This window comes from Streptococcus sp. 3874, from assembly GCF_013276425.1.
GTDB lineage: Bacteria > Bacillota > Bacilli > Lactobacillales > Streptococcaceae > Streptococcus > Streptococcus pseudopneumoniae.
Window position 1 is genome coordinate 1 of sequence record NZ_VMLA01000096.1, and the last position, 18,462, is coordinate 18,462.

The 18,462-nt window shown below is 41.1% G+C and carries 15 protein-coding genes and 1 pseudogene; 1 reads left to right on the forward strand and 15 read right to left on the reverse strand.

Annotation, left to right across the window (positions count from 1 at the left end; genetic code table 11):
- Positions 1-37: 37 nt before the first annotated feature.
- The 7 genes and pseudogenes from HT703_RS09190 to HT703_RS09215 form a co-directional block, all read right to left on the reverse strand.
- Positions 38-3,136, reverse strand: coding sequence for a DEAD/DEAH box helicase (locus HT703_RS09190; protein ID WP_054393069.1), 3,099 nt, complete (start codon positions 3,134-3,136; stop codon positions 38-40).
- 92 nt (positions 3,137-3,228) lie between these two features.
- Positions 3,229-4,395, reverse strand: coding sequence for a MalY/PatB family protein (locus HT703_RS09195; RefSeq protein ID WP_054393068.1), 1,167 nt, complete (start codon positions 4,393-4,395; stop codon positions 3,229-3,231).
- Positions 4,396-4,402: 7 nt separating this feature from the next.
- Positions 4,403-5,497, reverse strand: a complete 1,095-nt coding sequence (locus HT703_RS09200; protein ID WP_000031966.1) for a cystathionine gamma-synthase — start codon at positions 5,495-5,497, stop codon at positions 4,403-4,405.
- A 157-nt stretch (positions 5,498-5,654) separates the two neighbouring features.
- The gene (locus HT703_RS11845; RefSeq protein WP_025170631.1) at positions 5,655-6,377 is read right to left on the reverse strand and encodes an ATP-binding cassette domain-containing protein; all 723 of its coding nucleotides are present in this window, start codon (positions 6,375-6,377) and stop codon (positions 5,655-5,657) included.
- Between the two features lie 186 nt (positions 6,378-6,563).
- Positions 6,564-7,337, reverse strand: a pseudogene (locus HT703_RS11850) (ABC transporter ATP-binding protein); the annotation flags it as partial.
- A gap of 171 nt (positions 7,338-7,508) precedes the next feature.
- Positions 7,509-9,467, reverse strand: coding sequence for a peptide ABC transporter substrate-binding protein (locus HT703_RS09210; RefSeq protein WP_054393067.1), 1,959 nt, complete (start codon positions 9,465-9,467; stop codon positions 7,509-7,511).
- A gap of 205 nt (positions 9,468-9,672) precedes the next feature.
- Positions 9,673-11,295 (reverse strand): polysaccharide biosynthesis protein, encoded by a 1,623-nt coding sequence (locus HT703_RS09215; RefSeq protein WP_054393066.1) that lies wholly within the window; start codon positions 11,293-11,295, stop codon positions 9,673-9,675.
- A 105-nt stretch (positions 11,296-11,400) separates the two neighbouring features.
- Between HT703_RS09215 and HT703_RS09220 the strand changes: the two genes are divergently transcribed.
- On the forward strand, positions 11,401-12,846 hold the full coding sequence (locus HT703_RS09220) for a UDP-N-acetylmuramoyl-L-alanyl-D-glutamate--L-lysine ligase (protein WP_054393065.1): 1,446 nt from the start codon (positions 11,401-11,403) through the stop codon (positions 12,844-12,846).
- Between the two features lie 45 nt (positions 12,847-12,891).
- Here HT703_RS09220 and HT703_RS09225 read toward each other — a convergent pair whose 3' ends face one another.
- The 8 genes from HT703_RS09225 to HT703_RS09260 all read right to left on the reverse strand — a co-directional run bounded on the left by HT703_RS09225 (position 12,892) and on the right by HT703_RS09260 (position 18,281).
- Positions 12,892-13,089, reverse strand: a complete 198-nt coding sequence (locus HT703_RS09225) for a CsbD family protein (RefSeq protein ID WP_000051199.1) — start codon at positions 13,087-13,089, stop codon at positions 12,892-12,894.
- A gap of 99 nt (positions 13,090-13,188) precedes the next feature.
- Positions 13,189-13,839, reverse strand: a complete 651-nt coding sequence (locus HT703_RS09230; protein ID WP_023937198.1) for a DUF1803 domain-containing protein — start codon at positions 13,837-13,839, stop codon at positions 13,189-13,191.
- Positions 13,823-14,335, reverse strand: a complete 513-nt coding sequence (locus HT703_RS09235; RefSeq protein WP_023937197.1) for a YiiX/YebB-like N1pC/P60 family cysteine hydrolase — start codon at positions 14,333-14,335, stop codon at positions 13,823-13,825. The genes HT703_RS09230 and HT703_RS09235 overlap by 17 nt, the downstream gene beginning before the upstream one ends.
- 86 nt (positions 14,336-14,421) lie before the next feature.
- Positions 14,422-15,357 (reverse strand): manganese-dependent inorganic pyrophosphatase, encoded by a 936-nt coding sequence (locus tag HT703_RS09240; RefSeq protein WP_023937195.1) that lies wholly within the window; start codon positions 15,355-15,357, stop codon positions 14,422-14,424.
- A gap of 85 nt (positions 15,358-15,442) precedes the next feature.
- Positions 15,443-15,727, reverse strand: a complete 285-nt coding sequence (locus tag HT703_RS09245; protein WP_023937193.1) for a GIY-YIG nuclease family protein — start codon at positions 15,725-15,727, stop codon at positions 15,443-15,445.
- Positions 15,717-16,466 (reverse strand): tRNA1(Val) (adenine(37)-N6)-methyltransferase, encoded by a 750-nt coding sequence (locus HT703_RS09250; protein ID WP_023937191.1) that lies wholly within the window; start codon positions 16,464-16,466, stop codon positions 15,717-15,719. Before HT703_RS09250 ends, HT703_RS09245 begins: the two co-directional genes overlap by 11 nt.
- A 53-nt stretch (positions 16,467-16,519) precedes the next feature.
- Positions 16,520-16,879, reverse strand: a complete 360-nt coding sequence (locus tag HT703_RS09255; protein WP_000689593.1) for a S1 RNA-binding domain-containing protein — start codon at positions 16,877-16,879, stop codon at positions 16,520-16,522.
- Position 16,880: 1 nt separating this feature from the next.
- Complete coding sequence (locus HT703_RS09260; RefSeq protein WP_054388390.1) at positions 16,881-18,281, reverse strand: bifunctional Cof-type HAD-IIB family hydrolase/peptidylprolyl isomerase; 1,401 nt, start codon at positions 18,279-18,281, stop codon at positions 16,881-16,883.
- Positions 18,282-18,462 lie beyond the last annotated feature (181 nt).

An 18,462-nucleotide genomic window follows, 5' to 3' on the forward strand; every position in this document is an offset into this window, starting at 1 on the left:
TGTCAAAGATGGGATTATAGCGTATTGTCTTGATTTTTCAAGTGCTGGCTTCAGAAATTCCCAAAATTTCTCTAATTTCTGCTAGGCTGAGACTGCCACGTGACTCTGTTCCATCCAATACTTGTGACACCAGATGTTTCTTTTGTTCTTGGAGTTCCTGAATTTTTTCTTCAATGGTTCCCCTGGTCACTAAGCGATAAACCTCAACCGTTTCTTCCTGACCCATCCGATGGGCACGGCCAATGGCTTGCGCCTCTACCGCAGGATTCCACCAAAGATCGACCAAGATAACCGTATCAGCACCTGTCAGGTTCAGACCGACACCACCAGCCTTGAGGGAAATCAGAAAGGCATCTCTTTCCCCTTGGTTAAAGGCCTTGGTCATGTCTTGTCTTTCCTTGGCTGGGGTTGAACCCGTAATTTTAAAGGAAGTCAAGCCCAAGTCTGGCAGTTCTTGTTCAATTTTCTCCAACATTCCCTTGAACTGCGAGAAAATCAAGACACGGTGTCCGCCGTCTGCCACCTGTACCAGCAGGTCTCGGAGACTATCCAGTTTGCCACTGGCTCCCTGATAATCTTCCATAAAGAGGGCAGGAGTGTCACAGATTTGGCGCAAGCGCATCAGACCAGACAAGATTTCCACACGACTTCGCTGAAATTCCTGATCTGACACTTGAGCCAATCTATCTCTCATCTGTTGCAACTGGGCTAGGTAGATAGCCTTTTGCTGGTCTTCCAGTTCATTCTTATAAACTACTTCAATCAAATCTGGCAATTCAGTCAGCACTTCTTCTTTCTTGCGCCTCATCACGAAAGGCTTGATAAACTGAGCAACGCGCTCAGCTGGTAATTTCATAAATTCTTTCTTGCTTGGCAAAAGTCCTGGCATGACGATTTGGAAAATAGACCACAACTCACCCAGATGGTTTTCAATCGGAGTTCCTGACAAGGCAAAGACAGACGGCACCACAAATTGTCTCAAAGTCTGAGCAATCTTGGTCTGGGCGTTTTTCATGACCTGAGCCTCATCTAAGAAAAGGAAGTCAAAGGCCATCCCCTGATAAAGCTCACTGTCCTGACGGAAGGTAGCATAGCTCGTCACATAGATTTGATGGCTCTCAGCAAGAATCTCTTCACGACTAGCTTTCAAACCATGAACAACAGCCACATCCAACTGTGGGGCAAACTTCTGAAATTCATCTGCCCAGTTGTAAATCAAACCTGACGGTGCTAAAATCAAGACCCGACTTTCTTTTGTCACTTGACTGGTCAAAAAAGCAATAGTCTGCAGGGTTTTACCAAGTCCCATATCATCAGCCAAAATTCCACCAAAACCATAGTGATGGAGCATTTGCAGCCAGCCGATTCCCTTTTCCTGATAATCTCGCAAATCGGCCTGAACCTGAGTTGCTTGTCTAGGGAAGTCCTCTGGATGCGTCAAGTCGTGAGCCAGATTCTGGAATTCTTGTGAAAAAGAAACACGGTCTCGCCCTTCAAAGAGATGAGCTAAACTGTAGGCCAAAGATTTCCGAGCCTGCAAGGTCCCATCTTTTAATTCAAACTGCCCCAGTTCCTGTAGATTTTGGCGAATTTTCTTGGTTTCTTCATCGAAAAAGTAGACTCGATTGGACGAATCAATGTAAAAATCTTGATTGGCAACCAAGGCCTGCATGGCTTGATCAATTTCCTCTTGGGCAATATCTTGAAAATCAAATTGGATTTCCAAGAGACCTCCCTTGGAAGCAATCTGCACTTGAGGGCTTGCTAGGTTATAGAGTTCTTCTAACTTGTCTGATAGGTCAACATTCCCGAGTTTTTCAAAGACTGGAATGATTTCGTGGAAGAAATGATAGACAGACTCTGCTTTTAGGGCCTGACGCCAAGATTGAAAGTCTGCTTCAAAACCTGTAACCAAACAGACTTGGAAAATTCTTTCTTCTAAGTCAGCATCACTTGAAAATGGCAATTCTTCTAGCTCCTGTCGGCTAGATACCTGTCTATCCCCATAATCAAACTGAATCTCTAAACGAATCCGATTATCTTCTTCCCTGTCAAAGTAAAAAGAGGGCGCAAACGTTTTGATTTGTAACCGTTCTGGAGCTGAAACAGTCCCCATCTGGCTAAAAAAAGTTAAACAAGAAGCCAACTTATCTCGGTCACTACTATCAAATTGCAGGTATTTCTTTCCATGCTGATCCACAGGTAGCGCTTTAATTTCCTTGAGAAGACGCATCTGTTGGTCTGTTAGAAAATAAACCTGTCCTTTATGGAAAAGTACAGCTCCCTGATAAAAGGCATTAACTCTTGGACTCTCTCTGATTTCCATTTCAAAATAATCCGAGTATTCTGTTACTGTAAAGGCAAATAGATTAGCATCAGCATGCATATCCTGAAAAAGCAGGGTCTGGTAGCTATCCACTTGATGGTCAAATTGAAAATGGGGCAAGGTCATCAGTAAATTCACACCCTGCTCAAAAAAGGTCAGAGGGAAAAAGAGGTGCCGACCCTGGTTTTGGAAAAAGAGGTCTGGATCCTGTCCTTCCTCCATCAGTCCCCGTAAGAACGTCAGAAGTTCTTGGCTGGCCTCATCAAAGGCTTCCCAAGAAAGAGACTCCTCATAGACCTTGCCAATCATATAAGACTTTCTCTGCTCGACAATCCTTAAAAAGAGTAGAATATCCCGAATGACATAGTATTTTTGGCTATTGATTTGGCCGATTCTCAGAGTCCACAAGATATGATTGCTTCCTGCTTCCACCTGACCCACAACTGATAACTCATAGGCGCATTCTGATTTTGGAGATAAAATTCGATCCAAAAACTTGCCACCCAAGGTCACCTTGGTTTCAATGGCCTCTTTTTCTTCATGACCTTCTTCCAGACTCCACAAGATTTCCTGACCACGCTCATCATTTTTCAGAAAATGCTCTAGCGCTGCCAAATGCACACAGTAGCCCCTCTTTTGAAAAAAATCACAGGCACAAAAAACCAAATCATCCTCTAAACTATAGCGCAGTTCTTCTTCTGCAACGCGAGCGTAGAGCCGATTGTTCTTTTCCTTGATGATATCAACCTTACCAGTTTCATAAAGGGCAACACCTTCGATACGAACTTTCCCCGGAATCAATTTAGCCATATTTTCACCTTTACCTTATCTGTTTATTATACCATATTTTCGCCTATGAAAATAGCCTTCTAGGAGGACTTTTCTCCTAGAAGGATGGATTTTTAACGTTTGGCAAAAGTCGTCACAATCCGCTGACAAACTTCTTGCAGTAGGGATTTAGGCATGGCTACATTGAGGCGGGCATGGAGACTTCCTTCCTCTCCAAAATCCAAACCACGGTTGAGGATAACCTTGGCTTCATTTCTCAACAACTCTTGCAATGTTTCATCAGTCAGGTCATAGGCTGAAAAGTCAAGCCAAATCAAGTAGGTACCTTGCGGTTTCATGACCTTGATTTTAGTCTCTTTTCCAAATAGATCCACCACATAATTGATGTGATCTTCAAAGACTTGCTTGAGTTCCTCTAGCCAATCTTTACCGTATCGATAGGCAGCTTCTGTCGCCAAATAACCCAAGCCTGAAATTTCATGCTGATTATTGGCCAACAGGTGTTTCTGGAAAGCCAGTCTCAACTTAGGATTTTCAATGACTGCATAGGAATTTTTTGTCCCAGCGATGTTAAAGGTTTTAGTGGCACTGCTCAAGACGATAGCAAAATTTTTGAAGGCAGGATTGATGGTATTGAAAGACTGGTGTTTGTGACCAAAGAGGGTCAAATCTTGGTGAATCTCATCTGAAACTAACAAAACACCGTGTTTTTGGCAGAGTTGGCCAATCTTCTCCAACACTTCTTTTTCCCAAACACGTCCACCAGGATTGTGAGGGTTGCAAAGAATATAGAGTTTAACCTCCTCTTCCACCAAATCCTTTTCAAGTTGGTCAAAGTCAATCTCAAACAGACCATCCTTTTCCACCAAAGAATTGGTAATCAATCTGCGGTTGTTCAACTTGACACTGCGAGCAAAAGGTGGATAGACAGGCGTGTTAATCAAAACCGCTTCGCCTTCTTTTGTGAAAGCTTGAATAGCTGTTGAGATGGCAGGTACAACGCCCTCGATAAAGACAAGAGCCTCTTTGTCAAAGTGATAACCGTGTTGTGTGGCTTCCCACTTTTGAACTTCCTTAATTAACTCTTCACTGGCATAGGTATAGCCATAGACCAATTGATCAGCGTAAGTCTGCACAGCTTGGCGGATTTCAGGCAAGACTACAAAGTCCATATCTGCTATCCAAGCTGGTAGAACTTCACTATCCGTTTCTGTTTCTTTCCATTTATAGGTATGATGCCCTAAACGATTGGGCAGGCTTGTAAAATCATATTTTCTCATCTTTGTCTTATCCTTCTAAGGCTTGGCGCAAATCTGCAATCAAATCTCTAGCATCCTCAATTCCAATTGACAAGCGCAAGAGGTCATCTGTCAAACCATAAGAATGGCGTACTTCTGCTGGAATATCAGCATGAGTTTGAGTCGTTGGATAAGTAATAAGACTTTCCACTCCACCCAAACTTTCCGCAAAAGAGAAGACCTTGAGACTGTTCAAAATATGAGGAATGCGTGTTTCATCGGCTACTTTAAAGGAAATCATGCCTCCACGACCAGTGTAGAGAACTTCCTTAACTGCTGGAGAATCCTTCAAAAAGGCAACCACTTCTTGGGCGTTAGCTGTTGAACGCTCCATACGAAGAGACAAGGTCTTGAGACCACGAAGCAACTGGTAGCTGTCAAATGGGGACAAGACTGCCCCTGTTGTATTGAGATTGTAAAAAAGCTTCTCGTATAGTTCTAAACTATTGGTCACAACCACTCCAGCTAAGACATCATTGTGCCCTGCCAGATACTTAGTCGCTGAATGGAGAACAATATCTGCTCCATCTTCAATCGGACGTTGGTAGATAGGGCTATAGAAGGTATTGTCCACCACCACTTTGGCACCCTTAGCATGAGCCAATTTTGCTAGTTTTTCGATATCAAATTCCAACATTAAGGGATTGGTTGGGGTTTCGATATAGAGAACATCCACATCCTTTTCTAACTCGGCAATCAACTCTTCTTCTGTATTGGCATAGGTAAAATGGAAACGACCTTCCTGCTCCACTTGGTTAAACCAGCGAAAAGAACCACCGTAAAGATCACGCACTGCCAAGACCTTACTTCCTACTGGAAAGACGCTAAAGGCCAGTACAATAGCTGACATCCCTGAGCTAGTCGCTAGGGCATAGTCTGCTGACTCAATAGCCGCCAAGACTTCCTCAGCCTTACTACGAGTTGGATTTTTAGTGCGCGTATAGTCAAACCCAGTAGATCGACCAAACTCTGGATGCTGATAGGTCGTTGAAAAATGGAGCGGTGTCACCAATGCACCTGTCGCTTCATCTGACTTAATGCCCGCCTGGGCCAAAATTGTGTTAATGTGTAATTCCTTGCTCATACAATACCTCCAAATCTATAGTAACTATTGTACCACTTATTTTCATCAACTCATTTTCTTCTTTTCAAGAGCTAGCTATAGTTTCAAACTATATAAAAAGGGAGTTTTTCCTGCTCCCTTTAATAGACTATAAAATGGTGAATCTCAAAAGACACCTTCACTCTATCATTTGCTCCTGCACAAAACGAGCATAACGCTCATGATTTTCCAGTAGTTCCTTATGAGTTCCTGAGCCAGTGATTTTCCCCTCCTCTAAGAAGAAAATACAATCCACATCTTTTACCGTTGACAAACGATGCGCTATAATCACAACTGTCTTCTCCTTTAGTACAGAATAGAGGCTACTGATAATCGCATACTCAGAATCCGCATCAAGATTAGCAGTGGCTTCATCAAATATAAGAATTTCAGCATCTTTTAAGTAGGCTCTAGCTATTTGAAGTCTTTGGCTTTGTCCCCCTGACAAGAGTCGTCCGCGTTCACCAACCTCAGTATCTAGTCCCTCTTTCATGGAGCGAATCTCATCACCTAGTGATACTAAGTCTAGCACTTTCATCAATTCATCATCAGTTACTAAGCGATTCAAACCGAGACAAAGATTGTCACGAATACTGCCAGATAAGACTGCATTATTTTGTGAAACCCAAGCGATTTTACTTCTCCATTCTTTTAAGTTAAAATCATATATACTTGATTGCTCCATTAGAATATCTCCTGAAAGCGGTTTATAAAACCGCTCTAACAAACGCACAATCGTTGATTTTCCTGATCCAGATGGTCCAACAAAAGCAATTTTTTGCCCCTTGAAAATGGAGAAAGTAATATCCTTTAAGACAGGTCGATTTTCATCATAACCAAAATAGACATGGTTAAAATTCAACCCTTGTCCTGATACCGATTTTCCTCCCTCAAATTTTTCTTTAGGAACTGCAAGCAAGTTCTCCAGTGCAACTGAAGATCCCTTACTCCTAGAATAAACAGTTACAAAATTAGCTATATTACTAATAGGATTAAGTAATTGAAAGAGGTAAATCAAAAACGAAACCAAGGTTCCCACAGATATATATCCTGCGCTGACCCGATAACCCCCATAGGTTAGCATCACAGCTATAGTCGCAAAGATAAATAAGAGAGCAAACGGGGTCTCAAAAGAAGTAATCCTATCTGATTTCAGTGAATTGTTTTGTACCCTTTCAATACAATTATCCAAAACATCCTGTACACTTTTCTCTGCTTGGTTAGTCTTAATTAATTCATGTTCTTGAATCTTTTCAGTCAATTGCCCTGTTAAAAATCCGATTTCCTCCTGTAAACGACGACTATACTTTTCACTGATATTGGAAAGGGGCAAGATAATAAACATCATACAAGGAAGAGTGATGAATAAAAGTAGAGAAAGATTCCAATCAAGACTAAATAAGACTATGATGGAACCAAGTACCATAACTAAACTCAAAATAATATTTGGGAAAGTCGTAATTAAAAACTCACGAATGACACTCGTGTCATTGACAATGGCAGAAGTCAACTCCCCACTTTGGCTCTTATCAAAGAAGGATTTCTCTGCATAAATCAACCCCTCTATCACTTTTTTCCTGATTTTTGCTATCTTTTTTTCACCCGATTGACTAAACAGATAGTAACCAATAGAAGAAAACAAGGCTTGACCAATAAAAATCAAAAACGATTGAAATACTTTGGAACCTATATTTTCAATAGAACTCCCATCTATTAAACCCTTTAAGATAAGGGGAAGCAACAAAGCAAGTAGACTAGACAGAACAAGGAAGAAACTCCCCATAATCACCTTAGTATCTACTCTTAATAATTTTAATTTCATAAATACTCCTTATAATATTTCAACGGATAAAGTCAGGAATAACTCAATTTGAGGATAAAATCTAATAAATCTTCCTATAACAAAACGCATAACATCTAGGATTTTATATACCTGATATTATGCGTTTTTAAGCACAAAGACTTCTTACACAAACTTATCTACAATTAGATTTTATTTGACATGTTTTGCCAATTCTTCTTGGGCTTTTTTATTAGATTCTTCTTTTTCTTTCAACCATTTTTCTCTGGCTTTTGCATATTCGTCTGTTGTGACAATCTTATCTTGTACTTTGAGGTATTTATATGATTCAACCCCTTTTGTACCGGTTAAACCATAGGCACCAGCAAATGGTACGGTTCTTCTCAATGATGGTGTTCCCCCACGCGAAACACTTGGAAGAACTAAAGAACTATCAATCAACCAAGCTTGAATATCAGCATATTTCTCATAACGTTTGGCTGGATCTTGCTCTTTATTAGCTTCTTCCAACATTTGAGTATAGACATCCAGTCCAACTGCCTTAGCCTTGTCATTGGCCTCACCAGGCTCTAGTCCAAGATTTTGCAGAAATCCTCCACTATTAGTATTAAAAATATCGAGATAGGTTGACGGGTCTTGATAATCAGGTCCCCAACCGCCATGATATAAATCATAATCTTTCTGAGCAGCTGTTTGAGCAAAGTAGCCTGAACTGTCAAACTCATCTGATGTTAATTGCTGAATGTCAATCACTACATTATCAGAACCTAAAACAGATTCAATTGATTGTTTGATAGAACTAACTCCTTGTATGCCCACTTTATCTGTTACTTCCACAGTCTTATCCAAGTGGATTGGGAATTGAACACCCTTTGCTTCGAGTTCTTTCTTAGCTTCCGCAAACTTAGCCTTGGCTTTCTCAGGATTGTAGTAAGGGTCTTGACCATCCGCAAAGTTGATACCTTGCCATTCCTTACCATAGTTGACCATCTTAGAGGCTACAACTTCACCAAAGTCTTTTCCCTTGATACTGACAAAGTTTGGAGGAACCACTAGGTTACGCAAAATCTTTGTTGCACCTTCTTTCCCTTCAGACTGAGCCCCATAAGATGTTCTGTCAAAAGCAAAATTGATAGCCTGACGGAAGTTTTTATTGAGAACTGCTTCCTGAGTCGATTTCTTTTCAATGTCACTTGTTTTAGAAGTATAATTGTAAGACTTCCTATCTAGGTTAAAATTAAAGAAATATGAAGTTGAATTTTGCATACTATAGATGATATTGTTTTTGTATTTTTCTTTAATCCCTTCATAGCTGGAGCTGTTAGGAAAAAGACGAGCCGTAGTATAAGCACCAGCTGTAAAATTACGTTCCAGTGATTCTTGGTCGCTACCATCATAGTAGGTCAATTTCACATCGTCTACAAAGACATTCTTAGCATCCCAGTAATTAGGGTTTTTCTTATATTCAATAGCAGATTTTGAGACAAGTGCTTTCATCAAGAAAGGTCCATTGTACAAAATACTAGATGGATCCGCCTTCCCAAAATCATCCCCTTTTGATTTCAAGAAATCTGCATTAACAGGAAAAAGTATCGTTGCGAGTGTTTTTGAATTCCAGTAAAGTTCTGGTTTAACCAAAGTATATTGAACCGTTTGGTCATCAAGTGCCTTGACACCAACAGTTGAAAAGTCGCTTGTTTTACCAGTGATATAGTCATCCAAACCAGCAACAGAGTCCTGCACTAGATACAAGGCTTCTGATTTTTTATCAGCTGCATATTGCAAACCTGTCACAAAATCCTGGGCAGTTACAGGCGCATATTCTTCTCCCTCAGAAGTAAACCACTTGGCATCCTTGCGAAGTTTGTAGGTATAGGTCAAACCGTCCTGAGAAACAGTCCAATCCTCTGCTAATGATGGAATAATATTCCCATATTGGTCATTTTCTAATAACCCGTCTACCAAATTTGCAACAATATCGGATGTTGCTGCGCGGTTCTCTGCTAGATAGTTCAAGCTAGATGGGTCACTTGAATAAACATAGTTGTATGTTTTTGTCGCCGTGCTAGAATTTCCGCACGCGCTCAATAAAACTCCTGTACCCAGGACAAGACCTGCCAAGGTTAGATATTTGCTCTTAGACTTTTTCATTTCCAGAACCTCCTGCTTTAAAGATTTGTTTTATTATACAACGTTTAGTTTGTTTAGTCAATGATTTTGTCCAAAAAAATCGAAAAAGGCCTCATCTTCTACTCTTAAAAGATAATTTTAGCTGTTTTGACGCTAAAAAAAGGAATAAGTTTCAAGTTCTCCTAAAAGATTGTTCAACTTATTCCTTTTATTTATAAATGCTATCTTAAGAAAACTTAAATTTTGCTCGCAACTGGGCAGCTTTGGCCTGTCCAATAACCTTATCTAAGAGACGAGTATAGAGACTCATGAATCCGTAGAGTCCACCCCCCATGGCACCGACAAGAGCTACATAAAAGAAGCTCCACAAACGTCCACTTGGTTGGAAGAAAAATCCTAACAGCCACTGGATGGTTCCTATTAACAGAAACATGACTAGGGTCAGCAAACTGATTAAAATGGTTCGCTTCACAATCACCTTGCGCTTAACACCCGTTACTTTACAAATATCCCGATACATCAAGACGTTAGGAATGATAAGAGCGATGGTTGTTGAAATCAAGGGACCATAACTGTGGAAAAGGGCGATGGTAGGCAGTTGCAAGATCAGCTTGGCAATAGAACCATAGATAAAATAGAGAACGGCCTTGCGGTTGCGGAACATGGCCTGAAGCATGGGGGACAAGACCATGTACAAGCCTAAAATAATAGACTGCAAAACTGCAAAGACAAATAAGCCCATAGCCAAACTGTCTGGCTTGCCATAGAAGACTGTATAAAGAGGTTCTCCTACCATAACCACTCCAACCGTTGCTGGTAGCAAGAACATAAAGAGTAGGGTGAGACTGTCCTGAACGAGACGAGAAGCTGCCTTCAAGTCCCCCTTGACATAGTTTTCTGTCAAAAGCGGCAAGCCTACACTCCCAATCGAAACCCCAACAGAAATCAAAATCATCGTGATTTTATTAGGATTGGCTGAGAAATAAGAAAACATGATAACCAAGTCCTCATTGCTGTAGTTGGTAAACCAGCTCATACTATTGATAAAGGTCAGCTGGTCCAAAATCTGGAAGAGCTGGATGGCAGACCCTGTCAAGATAAAAGGAATGGCTTCCTTAATGGTATCGATCAAAAGATGCTTGCTGTTAATCTTATCCCCTGTTTCAAGGACTCTTTTGAGTAAGCCTTCTTGGGCAAGGAAATAAATCAAAACTGCAAAACTAGCTACCATGCCGACAAAGGCAGCAAAGGTGGATTGGGTAACCGCTACTAGGTAATCTCCTGAACCAAGTTTCATAATGATAAAGGTTGCTAGGAGCATCCAGATAACACGAATGACCTGCTCAGCAATTTGGCTCATGGCATAAGGTTTGAGATTATTCATCCCTTGGAAAAATCCTCGGATAACACTCATAGACGGGAAAATCAAGACTCCCCAAGCCAAGCTTTGCATGATTGGGATCAAGTCTTTGCCCACGCCAGACAAGTCTGCTAGCCAAGGAGCAAAGAGATACAAAACTAAAGCAAAAACGAGGCCAAGTCCTGTCATAAATCCTAAAAAGCTCCGAATCAGGGCAAAGCTATGCTCTTCTTCTCGCATGGTATTGTACTTGGCAACTTGCTTGGCCACCGCAACTGGAATCCCTGCTGTTGAAACCAGCAAGAACCAGGCATAGATATTGTAGCCCATGGTAAAGAGACCATTTGCCGTAGCTGCATAAGATCCCATCCAGATGTACCATGGAATAATATAAATAGCCCCGAGTAGACGACTGATAAAGTTACTAGCCGTTAGCCAAGCAGTCCCCCGTAACATCTGGGCCTGCTGGTGATTGTTTTCGTGCGACATAGATTCCTCATTCAATTTTGATAACTAGGAAACACTCCTTATCTTCCATTATAAACTTTTCCTTGTTACTTGTAAATTTGCGACTTTCGGTTTACAATAGAAAGTATGATTAAGATTGAAACCGTATTAGATATATTAAAGAAAGATGGTCTCTTCCGCGAGATTATCGACCAAGGACATTATCACTACAACTACAGCAAAGTTGTTTTTGATAGCATTAGTTACGACAGCCGAAAAGTAAAAGAAGACACTCTTTTTTTTGCAAAAGGTGCTGCCTTTAAAAAAGAATACCTTCTTTCTGCTATAACACAAGGCTTAGCTTGGTATGTAGCTGAAAAAGACTACGAAGTCGGTATCCCTGTCATCATTGTGAACGATATAAAGAAAGCCATGAGTTTGATTGCCATGGAGTTTTATGGCAATCCACAGAAAAAACTCAAACTCCTCGCCTTTACTGGAACCAAGGGTAAGACAACAGCAGCCTATTTCGCCTATAACATCTTATCTCAAGGGCATCGACCTGCTATGCTCTCAACCATGAATACAACTCTAGATGGTAAGACTTTCTTTAAGTCTGCATTGACAACCCCTGAGAGCATCTACCTCTTTGATATGATGCATCAAGCTGTGCAAAATGACCGTACCCACCTCATCATGGAAGTCTCCAGTCAAGCCTATCTGGTCAAACGTGTCTATGGTCTAACCTTTGATGTGGGAGTTTTCCTCAATATCAGCCCAGACCATATCGGCCCGATTGAACACCCTAGCTTTGAAGACTACTTCTACCACAAACGTCTCTTGATGGAAAATAGCCGAGCAGTCATCATTAATAGTGACATGGATCACTTTTCTGTCTTGAAAGAACAAGTGGCAGATCAAGACCATGATTTCTATGGTAGCCAGTCGAGCCACCAAATCGAGAATTCCAAAGCCTTTAGTTTTTCAGCTACGGGTAAACTCGCTGGTGTTTATGACATCCAGTTAATTGGCCACTTCAACCAAGAAAATGCCGTTGCTGCTGGACTTGCTTGTCTCCGTCTCGGAGCAAGTCTTGAGGACATCAAAAAAGGTATCGCTGCAACCCGCGTTCCTGGTCGTATGGAAGTCCTCACCCAGAAAAATGGAGCCAAGGTCTTCATCGACTACGCCCACAACGGTGACAGTCTGAAAAAACTCATCAATGTGGTTGAAAGTCATCAAACTGGAAAGATTGCTCTGGTATTAGGTTCGACAGGAAATAAAGGAGAAAGTCGTCGTAAGGACTTTGGCCTCCTCCTCAATCAACACCCTGAGATTCAAGTCTTTCTGACTGCTGATGACCCTAACTATGAAGACCCAATGACCATTGCAGATGAAATTAGTAGCTACATCAATCATCCTGTTGAAAAAATTGCGGATCGCCAAGAAGCCATCAAGGCAGCAATGGCCATCACTGAACAAGAACTCGATGCTGTCATTATTGCTGGTAAGGGAGCAGATTGCTACCAAATCGTCCAAGGAAAAAAAGAAGCCTATCCTGGAGATGCAGTCGTAGCAGAAAATTATTTATAAGGATTGTAAAAAAAATCAAGGGAAAATGAAACCCTTGATTTTTTCCTATTCTTTAGTAAAAACGTTTTTCAAACCTTCAACGGCACCTTCTACAGCACCTTTAGCATCTTCAACTACTTCTTTTGCCTTAGCAACTGTTTTTTCAACAGCTCCTTCAAGTTCTGTCTTGCTGTCTCCAGTAACTTTACCAAAACCTTCTTTGACAGCGCCTGTTGCTTGTTCCAATTTGTTTTCAAGTGACATATGATTGTCTCCTTTAGTTTTATTCCGATATGTGTTATCGGTTACATTAGTATAAACTTATCGATAGATAAAGTCAAACAATGTGCTCAGAAAAAGCAATCACACTAAATAGAAAGTTAATCTCTCCTTGTCAAAATCGACAGCCAACTCATACTTTCCATCTTCATTTTGGACTATATAACCCAGGACAACTAAACTGTCCACAAAGATATCACGGCGTTTCTGCATCAGTTGATCTTTTTTGAGAAATTTTAGCAAAAAAGTTGTCATGTATTTGAGGGCATACTCAGGATTAACATCTCCTAAAATGTCATAAAGTTCCTGCTGTTTTTCTGTCAAAGGATACTGATGTTTGACCTTGTAGAAATAATTGGACAGGGTCATTTTTGATCTTGCAAAGTCCGTCTTTTCAACTAAAATAGCTGCATTGGTTTGATTGCATAATTCCGTCTCAAAACGCTGCTCCAACAAGGCTTGATAGACCGGACTAGCTTCTCTGACAAAAATCTCTTGATCCAGTTCAAGACTATCAAGTGATTCAAGCATAGGAAGATTGAGGTAATAACGCTTATTTTCCCGTAGAATCAAGCCTGCCTTTATATACTCTTCCATGAGTTTGTCAACTGCTACATCTGGAAACTTGGCCTTAATTTCCCGTAAAATCACATCATCATGCTGGTCCAGATAGCGGATCAATTCTCCAAAAAATGGCTGTCTCGTCAAACGAGATGGATTAAAAATCTGAATCATGAAGATTCCTTTCTTTACATTCTAACAGAGGCGATGCTGCCAACTGACTAGGATTGGTACCAGCTTGGTTCAGAGGAACAGGCAGACCTAGTTCTCTGTAATACTCTCTCCAAAAGTCACTAATCTCCTGCTCCCCATCCCTAAATTTCATGGGAATAGTTTCAAAAATGGGGAGAATTTCTGCCATGTACTGGGAACAGTAAAAACCAGCTCCATCTGGATAGAAAGAAGCATTGTAGGGAGCCCCTAGATGTTTGCAAGCTTTTTCCTTCACCGACTGGATATCCATTTCTGGGTAAACATAGAGGTCGTACAAGTGATTGGGCTCAAAGAAGTCTGCAGGTTCTTGACAGACAACACCAGCCTGTCCACTAGCGTGGTAAATCATCCCATCCAAATAAATGACAACATGGTTATAGTTGCCTGTGGAAGTCTGGATGGCCTGTCCCATATCTGACTCATCTCTCACAAAAATCAAATCGCCATTTGCTAACATGCTTCACTCCTAGAAAAAAAGGAGCCGAAACTCCTTTCGATATAAGGCAAACTAGACTTTCCGATTTTGAACTGACACCTAAAATCTTACGCATTAAAGCTTTCAGTCAATTGAGGTACAACTTGTTTCTTACGTGAAACGGCACCAGCAAGGAAGGCATGATTGTTTTCAAGTTTGAAGTTGAAGGCTGCTTCAACCTTATCCATGTTAGCACCAAGTGCTAGGATTTCTGAGTTTGAGTTGACTATATCTGTAATCATCAAGACAAAGTCAGAGTAACCGTTTGCTTCGTTAGCAGCTTGCATTGCAGCTTCAATTTCTGCTTGGCGTTCCAATACTTCAGCGATGTCCACTGTGTTTACTTGGGCAACACGGACATTATTTCCGTTCAATTCAAAAGTCTTAGCATCGATGTCAATCAATTCGTCAGCAGATTTGCTAGCCAAGTTTGTACCAGCTTTCAGCATAGCCAAGCCATACTCTTCCAAGTTTACACCAGCCAATTCAGCCAATTCAGGAGCAATAATCTTATCTGTTGGATGTGTTGTTGGTGATTTCAAAAGAAGGGTATCTGAAATCAAACCTGAAAGCATCAAACCAGCAATCTCTTTAGGCACAGCTACACCATGTTCTTTGAACATACGATAAACGATTGAAGACGCTGAACCAACTGGCTCCAAACGCATGTAGAGTGGGCTTGCAGTTTCAAAATTAGCCACACGGTGGTGGTCCACCACACCATAAACTTCTACTTCAGCGATATCTGATACAGATTGTTGGAATTCATTGTGGTCAGTCAAGATAACTTGCTCTGCTCCTTCTGCTTTGGCAGAAGTAATAACACGCGGTGCTTCTACACCAAAATAGTTCAAGACAAAGGCTGTTTCTTCATTTGGAGTTCCAAGAGCAACAGCTTCCGTATCCAAACCGTAAGCTTCTTTTGCAAGGTAGGCAAAGGCTACAGACGACCCGATGGCATCTGAGTCTGGATTTTGGTGACCAAATACTAGAATCTTATACATGATAATACCTCATTTTGTTTATTCTCTTTATTGTAGCATTTTTTTCGCTTTTTGACAAAAGTAAGAGGAGTCAAAGAACTCCCCGCTACTCTTCAAAATAACTGAGTAAATTTCTATCTTGATTTTCAGATAAAAATTGCTCCTTCTGTGGCCTCTTCTTACGCTTGAGAAGGGCTTCAGCTGACATGGCTTCTTCCTTACTGGCAAAACCTTGAGCATAGATGAGTTTGACTGGCAAGCGTGCTCGTGTGTATTTGGCTCCCTTCCCACTATTATGGACAGCGAGGCGTCTCTTCACATCAGTCGTATAGCCTGTATAGTAGGATCCGTCACGGCACTCCAGCACATACATATAAGCCTTATAATCCATAATAAATCTCTTCGAGTTCCGGCGTATAAGAGCCATCATCATTGTGGACAATGAGAGGTGGCAAGACCTTAAAGCCATTTGTCGAGCCATCCTTGATAGCCTCAATCAAAAGCATATTGGCTTCCTTTGCCCTCTTTGGATAAACAAACTGCAGGCGCTTAGGAGCTAGATTATGTCGTTGCAACATATCCAGAATGTCCAAGAGTCGGTCAGGACGATGAACCATAGCCAACCGTCCATTAGACTTGAGAATACTTTGGGCACTGCGACAGATTTCCTGCAAGTTGGTCGTGATTTCGTGGCGCGCCAAGAGATAATGTTCACTCTCGTTCAGGTTTGAATGAGGATCCACCTTAAAATAGGGCGGATTACACAAAATCATATCCACCTTACTTCCCTGGATATAAGCAGGCATATTTTTCAAATCATCACAGATGACCTCCATCTGCTCTTCCAAACCATTCAAACGGACAGAGCGTTCAGCCATATCCGCCAAACGCTCCTGAATCTCAACAGCCAAAATCTGTGCCTGAGTACGAGTGCTAGCAAATAGCCCTACTGCTCCATTTCCAGCGCAAAAATCCACTATCAAGCCCTTTTTAGGAAAACGCGGAAAACGTGACAAGAGAACACTATCCACCGAATAGCTAAAAACCTCTCTATTTTGAATGATTTTGATATCTGTCGAAAAGAGCTGGTTAATGCGCTCCCCTGATTTTAATAATTGTTCTTCTTCCATGTTTCTATTATAGCATATTTATATTAACATTACAAAAAATATAAATCTCTAAACTACTTCTTCTTTTTTAAATAGTGCAAGGCTTCTCTAGTCCAAATTGGCATCATTCGTTTAAGAGGCGCAAAGCCGTAGTTAAAACGGTCGCTTGAAAAGCGTCTCCGTCTAGGAAACTGGTGCTTTTCTTCCTCCAAAGTGCGGATAGAAAGACTTGCTTTCCCTGTAAATTCATCTAAATCCACTACCTGAACCTGAACCTCTTCATCGACTTTCAAGGCTTCATGAATATTTTCAATAAATCCTGTCCGAATCTCTGAAATGTGAATCAGCCCCGTATCACCCGTCTCTAGCTCAACAAAGGCACCGTAGGGCTGAATCCCTGTAATACGCCCCTTTAGCTTATCACCGATTTTCATCTTAGTCCTCGATTTCAATTGTTTCAATCACGACATCTTCAACTGGCTTGTCCATCGCCCCCGTCTCAACAGCAGCAATGGCATCCAAGACAGCGTAAGATGCTTCATCAGCTAACTGTCCAAAAACCGTGTGACGGCGGTCTAGGTGAGGTGTCCCACCTTGGTTAGCATAGATTTCTGCGATCGGTTCTGGCCAACCACCACGAGCAATTTCTTTCTTAGAATAAGGCAAATGTTGATTTTGCACGATAAAGAACTGGCTACCGTTGGTATTTGGACCTGCATTGGCCATAGAAAGGGCACCACGGATATTGTAAAGTTCTTCTGAGAATTCATCCTCAAATGATTCGCCGTAGATGGACTCGCCACCCATACCAGTTCCAGTTGGGTCTCCACCTTGGATCATAAAGTCCTTGATAATACGGTGAAAAATGACACCATCATAGTAGCCATCTTTTGAAAGAGATACAAAGTTAGCCACTGTTTTAGGAGCATGCTCTGGGAAGAGCTTGATACGCAAGTCCCCGTGATTGGTCTTAATAGTCGCGATAGGACCTTCTACTGTTTCAATGTCTACTTGTGGGAAATGCAATTCTTTTTCTACCATACCAAATCCTTCTAAGGCATCAAAAATGCCATCTTCTTCTAGTGTTTTTGTTATATAATCTGCTTTTTCTTTGATGTTATCATGAGAAATTCCCATTGCAACGCTGATTCCAACATAATCAAAGAGTTCCAAGTCATTCAGCCCATCTCCAAAAACCATAACGTTGTCTGGTTTCAAGCCAAGGTGTTCCACAACCTTTTCCACACCCGTCGCTTTGGAGCCTGAAATCGGAACAATATCAGACGAATGTTGGTGCCAACGAACCATGCGAAGTTTATCTGAGAGACTGTCAGGTAAGTGTAAGTCATCTCCCTTATCTTCAAAAGTCCACATCTGATAGATGTCTTCTTTCTCATGGAAATCTGGATCCACATCTAAATCAGGATAAATTGGATTGATAGCCTCACTAATCATATCGGTGCGAGTCGACAACTTGGCAGCATGACTCCCAACCAAACCATACTCAATTCCCTCTTGCTTAGCCCAAGAGATATACTCCTCAACATCAGACTTCTCAATCTGATGTTGATAAATGACCTGACCTTTTTTATCTTCAATATAGGCACCATTTAAGGTTACAAAAAAGTCAGGCTTGAGTTCACGAATTTCTGGCACGACACCAAAAATCCCTCGTCCAGAAGCAATACCTGTCAAAATTCCTTTCTCACGTAATTGCTTAAAAACAGCTGGGATTGAAGCCGGAATAAAACCTGTCTTGGAATTCCGCAATGTATCATCAATATCAAAAAAGACAATCTTGATCTTCTTTGCCTTATATCTTAATTTGGCATCCATCTCACTACCTCTTTCAATCTAACTCTTTCCATTATACCATAAAGTAGCTAAATCCCCTATTTTCAAAGAAATTCGCTATCTCTTATTCGAACTTCTTGGATAAGTACAGAACTAAATCATCATTATTTTGAATAGTAGCATTCATTTCCAAGGGTTGATTTCGCCCGACTTTATCACTTAA

Coding starts and splice junctions, on each gene's coding strand:
- HT703_RS09190 (WP_054393069.1), bottom strand. CDS start 3,136: ATGGCTAAATTGATTCCGGGGAAAGTTCGTATCGAAGGTGTTGCCCTT.
- HT703_RS09195 (WP_054393068.1), bottom strand. CDS start 4,395: ATGAGAAAATATGATTTTACAAGCCTGCCCAATCGTTTAGGGCATCAT.
- HT703_RS09200 (WP_000031966.1), bottom strand. CDS start 5,497: ATGAGCAAGGAATTACACATTAACACAATTTTGGCCCAGGCGGGCATT.
- HT703_RS09210 (WP_054393067.1), bottom strand. CDS start 9,467: ATGAAAAAGTCTAAGAGCAAATATCTAACCTTGGCAGGTCTTGTCCTG.
- HT703_RS09215 (WP_054393066.1), bottom strand. CDS start 11,295: ATGTCGCACGAAAACAATCACCAGCAGGCCCAGATGTTACGGGGGACT.
- HT703_RS09220 (WP_054393065.1), top strand. CDS start 11,401: ATGATTAAGATTGAAACCGTATTAGATATATTAAAGAAAGATGGTCTC.
- HT703_RS09225 (WP_000051199.1), bottom strand. CDS start 13,089: ATGTCACTTGAAAACAAATTGGAACAAGCAACAGGCGCTGTCAAAGAA.
- HT703_RS09230 (WP_023937198.1), bottom strand. CDS start 13,839: ATGATTCAGATTTTTAATCCATCTCGTTTGACGAGACAGCCATTTTTT.
- HT703_RS09235 (WP_023937197.1), bottom strand. CDS start 14,335: ATGTTAGCAAATGGCGATTTGATTTTTGTGAGAGATGAGTCAGATATG.
- HT703_RS09240 (WP_023937195.1), bottom strand. CDS start 15,357: ATGTATAAGATTCTAGTATTTGGTCACCAAAATCCAGACTCAGATGCC.
- HT703_RS09245 (WP_023937193.1), bottom strand. CDS start 15,727: ATGGATTATAAGGCTTATATGTATGTGCTGGAGTGCCGTGACGGATCC.
- HT703_RS09250 (WP_023937191.1), bottom strand. CDS start 16,466: ATGGAAGAAGAACAATTATTAAAATCAGGGGAGCGCATTAACCAGCTC.
- HT703_RS09255 (WP_000689593.1), bottom strand. CDS start 16,879: ATGAAAATCGGTGATAAGCTAAAGGGGCGTATTACAGGGATTCAGCCC.
- HT703_RS09260 (WP_054388390.1), bottom strand. CDS start 18,281: ATGGATGCCAAATTAAGATATAAGGCAAAGAAGATCAAGATTGTCTTT.